Origin of the sequence: Hymenobacter rubripertinctus (assembly GCF_003583925.1) — a bacterium.
Lineage (GTDB): Bacteria > Bacteroidota > Bacteroidia > Cytophagales > Hymenobacteraceae > Hymenobacter > Hymenobacter rubripertinctus.
The window spans coordinates 68283-80383 of sequence record NZ_QYCN01000005.1 but is presented as its reverse complement, the minus strand read 5'-3'; the positions used below and the strand labels follow the sequence as shown (position 1 = coordinate 80383).

Here is a 12101-nt window from a genome sequence, read left to right as displayed (position 1 = left end):
CGGCGGAATCGTGATTAATAAGCGACGCGCACTTCGCCGCTCATCAGCTTCGGCAGCAGCGTGTCGCGCAGAGTGGAAAGGGTTTGGATTTGGTTGGTGTTGCTTATAACCTTGTCATCAATTGGCTTGACTTCACTCTGAAACCTTTTTACAATTTCAAGTGGTGGAATGGTTACGCTTAAAGCATCTACATCTGCTTTACTAATTGAACCAAAGACTGTTCCTGTCTGATTAAATTCTTTAAATTCAATCATTAATGACCTCATTTTAAAATAAGTGTAGGAGTAAAATGTTGGGTCTTTTTTGTATCTAAAAGCTGCTACACCACGCCCTATACAGCATGTTTCATTCGCCATATTTTGAGCACCTACCGGAGCCCTTACGCTAACCAAAGTATCGAATTTGGTGGCGAGTCTTTTAGCATCGGTTGTATAAACCCTGTTAGATGGAAACCTATAACCAAAATCAGCATTCCCCTGAAACATTGGCAGTCCAACCCCTGCGTTATTATAGCTTTCGCCGGGCGGTGAAGAACCCATTACACAGGTAAACTCGTCAGGCAATTTCCCTTTTACCCACTCCTCCTTCGCCTCCTCCACAAACCACTGCCTGAACAGTGTTTCCGCCAAGGCTTCCAGGGTGGCGTTCTGGCGGTGCAGCAGGTCTATTTTGTCATCCAAGCTGCTGAGGACGGCGGCAATGGCGCGTTGTTCGGGTAGGGGTGGAATGCTTACCGCTGCCTCATGAATGTGGTTTCGATTGATTCCTGGAACTGCGCTTTTATCACTGAATTGTTCAAAGTCAAAAGCCGTAAGCAAATAATAAATAAATCGTTGGTCATTACCCTTGAAATCCTGAACATAAAGCGCCGTGTTGAGAGGCCAATAATCAACATCAGAAAAGAAAACCTGTCCTATTGTACCGTAGCGCCCAGTGATTACCCCGGGGGCTTTTGCCATCGGTTCACTGTGATAATCTGTAATGCCGGAAGACGATATTATTGGTATCGTTCCTGACTTCCTACTATGCTTCGGCAGGTCATAGCCACGCTTCAAATTAATAACCTCGCCTAGTGTACAGTCTGTCCACTCGTTAGAGCCACCTAGTTGCGCTATTATTTCTTCCCCCCACTGTATTTCCGTCTGCTTACTCATAATTCCAGTTTCTTGAATCATCTACTTTATCCCGTTCACACGTTATCAAACGCCTTCAGATACGGCTCAAACAAGAAGATGCGGTTGCGGCTTTGGCCGGTGATTTCCTGCAGGTAGCCGGCGGCTTGCAGCTGGGCCACGAGTGGCTTTGGCTGTAGAGACGCGAGCCATCGCGTCTCATCGTTGAACGGTCATTGTCTGAACGATTGTCGTTCAACGCCGAGACGCGATGGGTCGCGTCTCTACAGCCGGGTCGTTACCCGATTTGCTAATGGCCCGGCCGGGCCGTTCACCGATACAGCCCTTCGCCATTGTCCCATTCTTTCTCCCACCGGCTGGGATTAGTTTCGATGTACTGGCGGATGCGGGTCATTTCATCGTCGGAACGCACGATACGGTCGTGGAAGCGGGCTTGCCATTGAAAGGCCAGCCCCTGGATGCGGGCAAACGTGGTAACTCCCGACTTGAAGCCGCGCATGACCGAGGCCAGGTTTTGGCGCTGGGGTCCGAAACGATTTTCGTAGGGCAGCGGCGGACCATTGGGCTCTTTTTTGTCGAACAGCAGCACGCCGTGTACATGGTCAGGCATAAGCACAAAAGCATCGAGGGTTACGAATGAAGCGAACGTGGAAATGCTGGCCCAACCCGACAGGACGCGCTGACCCAGCACCGTAGGGCGCACCCAGGCCGCGTCCCAGCCCTCGGCGGGCACTTCCACCGTCCCAAAATATGGCTGGCGGTCGTGGGTGCAAACCGTGACGAAATACGCGCCGCTTTGCCCGTAATCGTAGCCCGGCAGTCGGGTGGAAGCCACCCGATACGTTTCACGGAATAGTTCGGGTTCGGTCATTGTCGTTGGTTTGCGCTGTCAAATCGATTGGTTATTTACCTTTCGAGCCTAAAAGGTAAATAAGGGTTTCGTTATTTACCTTTTAGCGCATAAAGTAACCCGTTCAACACCGCCCGTTCAACGCTGAGACGCGAAGGGTCGCGTCTCTACACTTTAATCTTCGCCAGGTTATCCGCAATCAGCTGGTTCAGGGCGGCTTCTTCGCTTAGCTGGGCGGCCAGCTCGGCCCGTAGCGCGGTAAACCGCTCGGGGAAGTCGAACTCGTCCTCGTCGTCGGGCAGGCCCACGTAGCGGCCGGGCGTGAGCACGTAGTCCAGCTCGCGCACCCGTGCCAGGGGGGCGGCCATGCAGAAGCCGGGCACGTCGGCGTAGCTGCCGCCGGGGTTGCGCCACTGGTGGTAGGTGTCGGCAATGCGCTTGATATCGTCGTCGGACAGCTCGCGGGTGCGGCGGTTCACCAGGAAGCCCAGGTTGCGGGCGTCGATGAACAGCACCTCGTCGCGCCGGTCGCGGAAGCGGTCATCGCCCTGGCGGCTGCGGTTCATAAACCACAGGCCCGCCGGAATCTGGGTGTTCAGAAACAGCTTGGCCGGCAGGTTCACGATGCAGTCAATCACGCCGCCCTCCACCAGGGCCTTGCGAATGTCGCCCTCGCCCGAGCTTTTGGAGGTAAGCGCACCCTTGGCCAGCACCACGGCCGCCTGACCCGTGGGGGCCAGGTGGTGCAGGAAGTGCTGCATCCAGCCGAAGTTGGCGTTGCCGGTGGGGGGCGTGCCGTACTGCCAGCGGCCATCGGTGCGCAACAGCTCGCCACCCCAGTCGCTCACATTGAAGGGCGGGTTGGCGATGATGTAGTCGGCCTTCAGGTCGCGGTGCGCGTCGTTGAGAAACGAGCCCTCGGTGTTCCACTTCACCTGCGAGCTGTCGATGCCCCGGATGGCCAGGTTCATCTTGGCCAGCCGCCAGGTGGTCTGGTTACTTTCCTGCCCATAAATGGAAATGTCGTTCACGCGGCCCTGGTGCTCGGTCACGAACTTCTCAGAGTGCACGAACATGCCGCCCGAGCCGCAGCAGGGGTCGTACACGCGGCCCTGGTAGGGCTCCAGCATTTCCACCAGCAGCTCCACCACGCTGCGCGGCGTGTAGAACTGCCCGCCCTGCTTGCCCTCGGCCAGCGCAAACTCGCCCAGGAAATACTCGAACACGCGGCCCAGCACGTCGGCGCTGCGGGCCTTGGCGTCGCCCAGGGCGATGTTGCCCACCAGGTCAATCAGCTCGCCCAGGCTGGTGGGGTCCAGGTTCTGGCGGGCAAATACCTTGGGCAACACGCCTTTCAGCGGCGGGTTGTCCTTCTCAATCCAGTCCATGGCATTGTCCACGGCCCCGCCAATGGCCACGATGACGTCCTTGCCCTCGGGGTCGCGCACAGCAATCTGGCTGCCTTTGGCGTTGTTTTGCAGGAATTGCCAGCGGGCATACTCGGGCACGAAGAACACGTTTTCGGCCTTGTACTCGTCCTTGTCCTCAGGGTCGGCCCCGGCGTATTCGCCCTCGCCGGCCAGCAGCTTGGCGTAGTGCTCCTCGAAGGAATCGGAAATGTATTTGAGGAAGATGAGGCCCAGCACAACGTGCTTGTACTCGGCGGCATCAATGTTCTTGCGGAGCTTGTCGGCGGTTTTCCAGAGCTGCTTTTCGAGCGGCTCCTCGGCAACTACTTTCTTTTGTTTGGCCACGGGGATGGTATAGTACTGAGGGATTGGCAGCTGGGGGTAGAGCCAACCAGCCAGTTAGATTTTGAACATTAACGCAACGCAAGCAGTCAATAGCATCCAGTACAGAGCAAAGATTAGCTTGGTGAGTTGGAGTGCAAGTTAGCTGATTCTCTCAGGCGCCAGGTGACAAGTCCTGAAAGGTACCCCGCCGCATCGTGCAGCCCGCCACTACCTCATCCGTGGCGCCGTTGCGGTGCTTGGCAATGTCGAACAGGACCGTGTCGGCGGTGGCAGTGCCATCCTCGTACTCGGGGATTTTGTAGTACTCGCCGCGCCAGAGGAAGATGATGCAGTCGGCGTCCTGCTCCAGGCTGCCGGACTCGCGCAGGTCTGAGAGTAACGGGCGCTTCTCCCCTCCCCTTTTCTCCACGTCGCGGGAGAGCTGGGAGAGGGCCAGGACGGGCGCGTTTAGCTCCTTGGCCAGCTCTTTCAGGCTGCGGCTGATGCTGCCGACCTCCTGCTCGCGGTTGCCTTTCGTGTCGCCGCGCATGAGCTGGATATAGTCGACCAGGACCAGGCTTAGGGGCTGCTGGGCGTGGAGGCGGGCGCACTTGGCGCGCAGCTGCTGGATGCTCAGACCGGGCGTGTCGTCGAGGTGCAGCAGGTGGCCGTGGGTGCGCAGGCGGTGGGCCTGCTCGCGGATGTGGGCTACCTGCTCCAGGCCGCCGGGGAGGTTGCCGCGGCGCAGGTCGGAGTTGGAGTAGCCGGGCACCTCGCTGGCAATCATGCGCTGCATGAGCTGCAGGGTGGGCATTTCGAGGCTGAAGATGGCGGCATGGTGGCCGTGGTCGAAGGCGGCGGTGCGGGCGAAGTGCAACAGGGCAGCGGTTTTGCCCATTGCGGGGCGGGCGGCCAGGATGACGAGGTCGCCGGGCTGCCAGCCGCCGGTGAGGCCGTCGAGCTGGGTGAGGCCGGTGGGAATACCGGTCAGGCCGTGCTGGCCGACGGACTGCGCGAGACGTTCGAAAGTGGCGTCGAACGCGGCCGCGGCGGTCTGGCCGGGCTTGGTTTCGAGGGAGCGGTGCAGGTTGGTGAGGTGCGTTTGAGCGGTGGCCAGCAGCTCCAGCGGGTCGCGGGAATCGTCGTAGCCGTGGGCGGCCAGTTCGGTGCCGGCGCGGATGACGACGCGGCGGGCGTGCTGCTGCTGCAGGATGCGGCAGTGGGTATCGAGGTGGGCGGCCGAGTTGATTTTCTGCGTGAGCTGGGCAATGAAGTGCGGGCCACCGGTACGCGCCAGCGTGCCCCGGTGGCGCAGCCGGGCCACGACGGTGAGCAGGTCGGCGTGGTCACCAGCCTGCACCAGGTCGCGGATAGCCAAATACACCTGCTGGTGGGCTGCGGAGTAGAACACCTCCTCGGTGGGCAGCAGCGCCAGCAAGGTGCGCTGGGCATCGGCTTCGAGGAGGGCCGCACCCAGGATGGCAGCCTCCAGGTCGAGGGCCTGCGGGGGCGTTTTATAGCTGTTAGCTGATAGCTGTTGGCTGTTAGCTTTGGTGGACATGGCAGGGGATGTGGGAAAAGAGCTAACAGCTAATGGCTGACAGCTAACAGCTTAGTAATTAGCTCCAGCGGGCGGGGTCAGTAGATTTGGGGGCGGTGCGGGCGCGGGTTGGGGCGGGTGGCCCGGTGCCGGTGCGGGCAGCGGCTGCGGCCTGGAACTGAGGCCGGCGGCGCATCCAGTTGCGGAAGGAGGCGCGCCAGTCCACCATCAGGGTCTTGCCGCTGACGCGCCAGCCATTGCTTTCGTAGTGGTCGTGGAAGGTGGCGGCCTCCGTTTGGGCGTCGGCGCTGCCGGGGTGCTGCTCGGCGGCGTAGCCTTGTACTTCGGTCAGCGTGGGCGACACGCCACCCTTTGGAAGCTTGCCGGCCGGCTTTTCAACTTTCTTCTCAGCAGCGGGTGCGGGCGGGGCGGCGTCAGCCGCCTCTCCCTCTTTTACTGAAGTTGTAATTGAAGATGAAAATGAAGGGGTTGGAATTTGCTTAACCCGGGTGGTTGCCTTTTGCTTGGGGCCTTGGTTAAGCAAATGGGGGTTGCCACCCTTTTTACCCGCTTCCGTGCGGATATGGCGCAGCCGCTCATCTTTGACCATGCGGCGGCAGAACAGCGCGCCGTCGGACTCGCGGCGGCTGGCGACGCCGTAGTCGAGCAGGATGGTTAGAATTTGGTTGGCCGTTTGGTTATCCAAACCGAGGCGGCGGGCGATGACGGCATCGGGCATGGGCTGGCCATTTACGAGCAGCACGCCGCGCTCGTCGCTGTCGTGCATCATCAGCAGCAGCTCGAACCAGGCCCCGCGCTGCGCGAGGTCGAGGGCCTGGACGCCCTGGTCCTTGTGCCAGTCGCCGGGGTAGAACTGGATGGCCGGAAGCTTCATTTGTAGGGAGCTGTTAGCTGACAGCTACTGGCTGTTAGCCTATGTTCAGGAGCAATACCTGCTTGATTTTTCGGGCGGTACAGGCGAAAAAGCTATTGGCTAACAGCTGTCAGCCAAAAGCCAAAGCCAGCTGGCGGTAGTCGGTGCATTTGCCGCGCAGGGCTGCTTCCACTTCCGCCAGGGCAGTCTGCAGCGTGGTTTCGAGCAGGCCGGTGTAGGAATAGGTGGCCTGCTCGTCGTCGAAGGACTGGTAAGGAGTAGTCAGGTTGAGCACCCGGCCGCCGGTTAGCTCGCGCTGGCCGATGAGCGTGACGCCGCCCTGGTAGCGGCCCATCGAGAAGCCGGTGACGGTAAAGGCCTCGAACAGGGCCGGCAGCTCTTCGGAATCATCGGGCCAGAAGTCGGGCGTTTGGCTTACGCCTTCCTTCGGTTCGGTCAGCTGCTCGGTGAGCAGGCACAGGTGGGGCACCAGGCGGCTGAGGGCGTGGGTCAGGTCGGCGTGGACCTGCTCGGCACAGGTAAGGGCGAAGGTGCGGGGTGGAGCCTCCGGGGTGCGCTGCTCGGTGAACTCGCAGGTCAGGTGCTGGTCTTTGACCTTGGCCTTCTGAATGGTGATGATGGATGTAGTGGCCTCCGGACTATCCGGCCCGACAGTTGGCAGTAGCTGGGACATGGGGGAATGGGAAATTGAGCCGCCTTTACCGGCGGCGGGTGAGTCTACCGTTCTTGGGTAGCGAATCAGGATGGCCTGCTGGAGGGGCGACGGCCTCTGACGCGGGGGGCCGGGGCGGTTACCGGCTCGGCATCGGTGCGGTTACGGTGCTGCCAGTCGTTGATTTGCGAGAGCAGCACCCGGTCGCCGCGGCTGGACTCGCCCGTGACGTAGTGCAGGCGGCGCGGGTGGTGGCCGGGCAGGCGCATGTAGTCGCGCAGGGTTTCGGGGTGCAGGCCGAGCAGCTCGGCCGTACGGGGTACCGAGTAGGCCGGGTCGGGGGCGGGCGAGGCTTCGAGCTGGCGGCGGGCCTCGGCGGCGCAGGCCTTCTCCAGCGACTCGCGCACCCATTCGTGGTTGTCGGGCATCCGCACAGTGATGTGCAGGCCGTCGGCGGTGGTAGTGGTTAGCTCAGTCATGGCTGGGGCGGGGTTTGCGGGGCCGGCCCCGGCGGGCGGGTGGCGCGACGACGGGAGTGGGAGTTGGATTTGCTGCTGGGGCAGGCGCGGCGGCCTCGGGCCAGAACCAGCCGCCCGGCTGGGGACGCGGGGCACCGCCGGACAGCTGGCGGTAGCGCAGTATGCGCTGTACCGGCGGCAGCACGGCGGCCATGGTGTTGGCGTCGAACTCGTACTGCCATATTTCCAGCCACACGGCCTCGCGGTGGGTCAGGTAGCCGCTTTCCAGGGCCTCCGCCAACTCGTGGCGCTGGGCGGGCATGGGCCGGGCATGGTCGCCGGTGAGGCGGGTTTTGGGGCAGGCGCGCACGGCGGCCTCCAGGGCGGTGGTGGCCTCGCGGGGCTCCTCAGTCAGGTAGGGCGCGGGCGGCAGCGGGCGGCGGGGATAGGGCTGGTTAGCCGGGAAGAAGAGCATCATGGCGGAGCTATTTTTTGAGTTGGTTGAGGTCGTGCTGGACGTTCTGGGAGCCGGCTTCCTTGATAAGGCGCACCGCCTCAGCCACTGCGGGGTGGGACGGCCGGGCCTTCTGCAAAGCTTTGGACACGGCCGCATGAGACATTTTGAGGGAGCGGGCGATGCTGGAAATTGCGCCGTGCGGCAGCAACGTTCGCAGGTCGGCCGGCGTAGTCACGGTTTCAAATGGTTGCATTTTAGTTTTGTTATGTTACCTTTGATTGAGATACATCGCCCCAATGTAGGCAAAACTTACCAAATGTTACAAAATGACTACGGTGGAACGCAAAAAAATAAGCTCAGTTAGCCCGTTACCGGAACTGAGCATGGCGGAGAGGCTGAAAGTTGTTAGGCAGGCCCGGGGCCTGACGCAGCAGCAGATGGCCGACCTGCTGAATGTTTCGCGGCCCACCGTCGCGCAGCTAGAGGGTGGTCGGCACCAGCCCAGCACGGAAGTACTGGAGGCTATTGTCTCGGACCTGGAGATTAGCCGCAACTGGCTGTGGTTCGGCGGCGGGCCGATGGAGAGCACCGGCACCAATGGCGGTGACGTAGTCGTGTTCGGCAAGTTTGCGGATGGGGAGTACATCGACTGCCCATTCGTCACGGTACCGGTACGGGCCGGCTTCGTGGAGCTGATTGCCACGGAAGGCGACTACGGCCAGTACGAGACGATGCGGATTTACAACCCCAGCCCCGAACTGCGCAAGCCGGGTACGCTGGTGTTCGAGATTAACGGCGACTCGATGGAGCCGCAGCTACGCGCCGGCATGCTGGTGGCCGTGACGCCGGTTCCGCTGGCGGATATCAAGTACACGGTGAGCGGGGTGTACGTGGCCACGTTCGGCAACCAGCTCACGATAAAGCGAATCAAGGATAATGACCTGCTGACCAAGCAGCAGCTCGTGCTGCATTCCGATAACCCCCAGGCCGGCATGCTGACCGTGGCCGGCGAGGATATTCGCGGGTTGTGGAAGGTGGTAGATATTATTCGGGGCCGGGTAGAATAGGCTTCGCTCCCCGCAGGGACCACCAAACGGTACCTGGGAACCTCAATTTTAGCAGGGCGGAAACCAGGGCGAAATGGCACTTTAGGCCCTTTACAAGGCGTACCGATATATTTTTAGCACCCAGGAGGGAGCGCAACACCTAAAAACACCCGCCCATAACCGGCGGGTGTTTTTGCGTTTATGGCCAGCTGGGGCATATTGGCAACGGCTGTTCCGCATCAGTTCTAATGGATTGGCTTGAAAGATTTTTTTCTGAGAAGCGGAGGTAGGTGAAGTCGGTTTTTGTAGCTAGGTCACAATCGGGGCATAAGATCAGGTAGTTGATTTGCACAAGCCGGCCTACCTGGTTGAGGCAATGTTGGACTGGCACCCGAGCCGCAGCAGACTGTTCGACCTCCATCCAATGCTAGCTTCTGCCTTGTTCAGGCACGTATTTCGTGTGCGATTCGGCCTGTAACCGCAAAGGTTTCTGCTTGGGGTGCCTGCCGGTTCGCGGGCAAAAAAACAGAACGCGCCCCCGACCTCATTCCGTTGCTTGGCCCCAGGACGCATTCCAGCAGATACCACCGCCGGCCTGGGCCTCTAGTACGACGCACGTCGACTCCCATCAGGAGGCGGCCATATACGAGTCCTGGCGTTTGGTGCCTCTGTCAAGTCGATGTGCACTTCTGCTCGGTGGCCCATTCCGCATTTTTGGGGCTCAGCAGCCAGGTACCGGCCAACAGCGCCAGCGCCACCAGCCCGCCCCACAGAAACGAGTTGGTGGCGTAGTGAGTGCCCAGGAAACCGGCCAGCGGGTAGGCGAAGGCCCACCATAAGTGGCTCCAGGCGAAGTGCGCCCCATACACCCGGCCCTGAAATTCGAGGGGCGTTTGCCCGGCGATAATGGTTTGGGTGGACAGATTCACCCAGTTCTGACCCGCACCGGCCAGCAGCCACAGGAATAGCAGGCCTGCCAACCCCGCCTGGTTGGCCGGCAGCACAGCCACGGTCGTCACCAGCGCCCCCACCAGCACGAAGGTGGTCTGGGCGATTCGTTTGGCCAAGCCCCCAGCTAGCAGCGCCGCGGCCGTAGCCCCGATGCCAAAAGCCGACATCACCCAGCCATACTCGGCGTTGCCCAGCCCCAGCTGCCCCTTCACCCGGCCCACGGTATTCACCAGAATCAGCGCCCCGCTCACGGCCGCCACCAGCTCCAGTAGCAAGGCGTAACGCATGGGGCCGCGGCCCCAGAGCCGGCGGGTGCCCACCAGCAGGTTGGGTACCGTGATGCGCGTGTCGGCCCCCGCCTCGGCTTCACCGCGTAACCGGGCGGGCAGGGTCAGAATCAGGATACCCGACACGAGAAAGGTCGCCGCATCGAGAAAAAAGATGTTGCGTGTACCCAGCACCACGGCCACCGCGCCTGCAAGGCCCGGCCCGAGCACGCCCAGCAGCTCGTAGGTAGCCCCCGAAAGACTAATAGCCTGGGGCAGTTCTTCGGCAGTAGTAACGGCCGGCACGGTGGCCTGAAACGTGGGCGTGAAAAAGGCCGTGAAGGCGTTGACCAGCAGCATCAGGGCGTACACCTGCCACACTTCCGTCACGAAGGGCAGCAGGGCGATAACGCCCATGCGCACCACGTCGGCCGTTACCAGAATGAATTTGCGGTTGAGCCGGTCGGCCAGCAGCCCGGCCAGCGGCGAGAGCACCACGAAAGCCGTTACGCGCAAGGTGAGGGCGAAGGCCAGGATGCCCGCTGACTCGGTCCCGCCCAGCTCGAAGGCCAGCAGGGCCAGCCCCACCCAGGTCAGCGCATCGCCGAGCAAACTGGCGGTCTGGGCCGCGTAGAGGCGGGCAAAGACGGGGTTGCGCAGGCTGGTGAAGGGCGCGAAAACAGTGCTCAGGTTCATCAGAAAGCCAAAGGAAGTGGAATAGAAAACAGCGAACGGCCGCCCGGCCGGCTATCGGGTAGGCCTGTGCTCAGCAGGCGCGGTGGCCCGACTTTAACTCAAGTTGCGCAGAACGACGTAGGGGCGGGGCTTGCCCCCGCCCCTASGTSGTTCTGCGCAACTTACTCCGCAACTTGGGTTACTTAGTCTTCCTCGCTGGCATTCTTGAGCTTACTGAGCAGCGAATACGCGCCCTCGGTGGCGTAGCGGGCCGTAGAATCAGCGGCCGCTGCGCCCGGAATGAATACCTCGCTGTAGCCGTCGGCCGATTCGCCGCGCCGCACCTCCACCATGCGGAAGGCCTGCCGGCCGGCCGCCGCCGGCTCCTGCCGGAACACGTACTGCTTGCCCTCGTAGTCGACCACCGCCTGGTTGGGCAGGGCGGGCACGCGGCGGGTGGTGGTTTCGATAACGGCCCGCACGAACATACCCGGCCGCAGGGCAGGGTCGTTTTCGCGGTCGAGGTGGCCATGCACGCGCACCGTGCGCTGGGTTTCGTCCACGGTGCGGCCAATCAGGTATACCGTGGCCGTGCGCTCCACGCTGCTGTCGTTGGGCACGGTAAAGCGGATGCGCTGGCCCTGCTTTAGTTGGGCGGCGTCCTTTTCGAATACGGTCAGCTCCACGTGCAGGTGGTCGGGGTCGACGAGCACGAACAGCGCGTCGGTGGGCGTTACGCTCTGGCCCACGGCCACGTTCACGGCCTTCACGAAAGCGGCTTTAGGGGCGCGCAGCGTGGCCGTAGTCACGAAGGGCCGGGCGCCCACGGGCAGGCCCGCCAGCCGCAGCCGGGCCACCTGGCCGGCCGCCTGGGCCGTCAGGGCCCCGTAGCGGGCCTGAGCCTGCTGGGCGTTCTTGGCGGGGGCCACCTCCTCGCGCACCAGCTCGCGCTGGCGCTCCAGCTCCAGCTTGGCGTAGCGCAGCTGGCTTTGCGTTTCCAGGTAGTCCTGCTGAAGCTGAATAAAGTCGGGGTTGCTGATGACGGCCAGCGCCTGGCCCTTGCGCACGTGCATGCCCTGCAACAGGGTGGTGCGCTCCACAATGCCGCCCAGCGGCGCGCTGACAGACACCATCTTGTCGGGCGGCACATCAAGCACGCCGTTGACTTTGAGGCCGGCCCCCAGCACGCGCTGGGTCAGGCTAATGGTCTGAATGCCGGCCAGCTGCTGCTCGTCGGGCGTGAGCGAAACCAGGTCGGTGGGCGCGGCGGTGCTGTCGGCGTCGGTGGCCGTGGCCGGGCCATTGGCCGGGTCGGCGGGTTCGGTGTTGCTGGTGCAGCCGGCGGCGAGCACGACGCACAGCACGGCCACTTTATAGAGGGAAAAACGCATGGAATAAGGGTTCGATGAGGAAGAAATGGGCCGCCGGCCGGCGTTTACATGCCG

General features: G+C 61.9%; 12 protein-coding genes. 1 reads left to right on the top strand and 11 read right to left on the bottom strand.

Going from position 1 to position 12101, the window contains the following annotated elements; genetic code table 11:
- Positions 1-14: 14 nt before the first annotated feature.
- From D0T11_RS05175 to D0T11_RS05130, 9 genes are all read right to left on the bottom strand, one after another.
- On the bottom strand, positions 15-1154 hold the full coding sequence (locus D0T11_RS05175; protein ID WP_119654718.1) for a restriction endonuclease subunit S: 1140 nt from the start codon (positions 1152-1154) through the stop codon (positions 15-17).
- Between the two features lie 289 nt (positions 1155-1443).
- Positions 1444-2004, bottom strand: coding sequence for a transposase (locus D0T11_RS05165; protein WP_119654717.1), 561 nt, complete (start codon positions 2002-2004; stop codon positions 1444-1446).
- Positions 2005-2150: 146 nt separating this feature from the next.
- Positions 2151-3737 carry a type I restriction-modification system subunit M gene (locus tag D0T11_RS05160; protein WP_119654716.1) on the bottom strand — a complete coding sequence of 529 codons (1587 nt, stop codon included), beginning with the start codon at positions 3735-3737 and terminating at the stop codon, positions 2151-2153.
- Between the two features lie 151 nt (positions 3738-3888).
- Complete coding sequence (gene dnaB, locus D0T11_RS05155; protein WP_119654715.1) at positions 3889-5277, bottom strand: replicative DNA helicase; 1389 nt, start codon at positions 5275-5277, stop codon at positions 3889-3891.
- A gap of 58 nt (positions 5278-5335) precedes the next feature.
- A complete protein-coding gene (locus D0T11_RS05150; protein ID WP_119654714.1) occupies positions 5336-6151 on the bottom strand; it encodes a hypothetical protein in 816 nt (271 codons plus the stop codon).
- Between the two features lie 109 nt (positions 6152-6260).
- Positions 6261-6824 (bottom strand): hypothetical protein, encoded by a 564-nt coding sequence (locus D0T11_RS05145; RefSeq protein WP_119654713.1) that lies wholly within the window; start codon positions 6822-6824, stop codon positions 6261-6263.
- A gap of 65 nt (positions 6825-6889) precedes the next feature.
- On the bottom strand, positions 6890-7282 hold the full coding sequence (locus tag D0T11_RS05140) for a MerR family transcriptional regulator (protein ID WP_119654712.1): 393 nt from the start codon (positions 7280-7282) through the stop codon (positions 6890-6892).
- The gene (locus D0T11_RS05135) at positions 7275-7739 is read right to left on the bottom strand and encodes a hypothetical protein (RefSeq protein WP_119654711.1); all 465 of its coding nucleotides are present in this window, start codon (positions 7737-7739) and stop codon (positions 7275-7277) included. Before D0T11_RS05135 ends, D0T11_RS05140 begins: the two co-directional genes overlap by 8 nt.
- Positions 7740-7746: 7 nt before the next feature.
- Positions 7747-7971 carry a hypothetical protein gene (locus D0T11_RS05130; protein ID WP_119654710.1) on the bottom strand — a complete coding sequence of 75 codons (225 nt, stop codon included), beginning with the start codon at positions 7969-7971 and terminating at the stop codon, positions 7747-7749.
- A 130-nt stretch (positions 7972-8101) separates the two neighbouring features.
- On the opposite strand from D0T11_RS05130, the gene D0T11_RS05125 reads away from it, so the two are divergent.
- Complete coding sequence (locus tag D0T11_RS05125) at positions 8102-8785, top strand: LexA family transcriptional regulator (RefSeq protein WP_182888249.1); 684 nt, start codon at positions 8102-8104, stop codon at positions 8783-8785.
- A gap of 650 nt (positions 8786-9435) precedes the next feature.
- On the opposite strand, the gene D0T11_RS05120 is transcribed toward D0T11_RS05125, so the two are convergent.
- Together D0T11_RS05120 and D0T11_RS05115 are read right to left on the bottom strand one after the other, a co-directional pair.
- Entirely contained in the window at positions 9436-10677 is a 1242-nt protein-coding gene (locus D0T11_RS05120; RefSeq protein ID WP_119654708.1) for an MFS transporter, read from the bottom strand.
- Positions 10678-10859: 182 nt separating this feature from the next.
- A complete protein-coding gene (locus D0T11_RS05115) occupies positions 10860-12047 on the bottom strand; it encodes an efflux RND transporter periplasmic adaptor subunit (RefSeq protein WP_119654707.1) in 1188 nt (395 codons plus the stop codon).
- Between the last annotated feature and the right edge of the window lie 54 nt (positions 12048-12101).

Bases quoted from the DNA above. Each gene is read 5' to 3' on its own strand.
- D0T11_RS05175 (WP_119654718.1), bottom strand. From the start codon at position 1,154: ATGAGTAAGCAGACGGAAATACAGTGGGGGGAAGAAATAATAGCGCAA.
- D0T11_RS05165 (WP_119654717.1), bottom strand. From the start codon at position 2,004: ATGACCGAACCCGAACTATTCCGTGAAACGTATCGGGTGGCTTCCACC.
- dnaB (WP_119654715.1), bottom strand. From the start codon at position 5,277: ATGTCCACCAAAGCTAACAGCCAACAGCTATCAGCTAACAGCTATAAA.
- D0T11_RS05150 (WP_119654714.1), bottom strand. From the start codon at position 6,151: ATGAAGCTTCCGGCCATCCAGTTCTACCCCGGCGACTGGCACAAGGAC.
- D0T11_RS05145 (WP_119654713.1), bottom strand. From the start codon at position 6,824: ATGTCCCAGCTACTGCCAACTGTCGGGCCGGATAGTCCGGAGGCCACT.
- D0T11_RS05140 (WP_119654712.1), bottom strand. From the start codon at position 7,282: ATGACTGAGCTAACCACTACCACCGCCGACGGCCTGCACATCACTGTG.
- D0T11_RS05135 (WP_119654711.1), bottom strand. From the start codon at position 7,739: ATGATGCTCTTCTTCCCGGCTAACCAGCCCTATCCCCGCCGCCCGCTG.
- D0T11_RS05130 (WP_119654710.1), bottom strand. From the start codon at position 7,971: ATGCAACCATTTGAAACCGTGACTACGCCGGCCGACCTGCGAACGTTG.
- D0T11_RS05125 (WP_182888249.1), top strand. From the start codon at position 8,102: ATGGCGGAGAGGCTGAAAGTTGTTAGGCAGGCCCGGGGCCTGACGCAG.
- D0T11_RS05120 (WP_119654708.1), bottom strand. From the start codon at position 10,677: ATGAACCTGAGCACTGTTTTCGCGCCCTTCACCAGCCTGCGCAACCCC.
- D0T11_RS05115 (WP_119654707.1), bottom strand. From the start codon at position 12,047: ATGCGTTTTTCCCTCTATAAAGTGGCCGTGCTGTGCGTCGTGCTCGCC.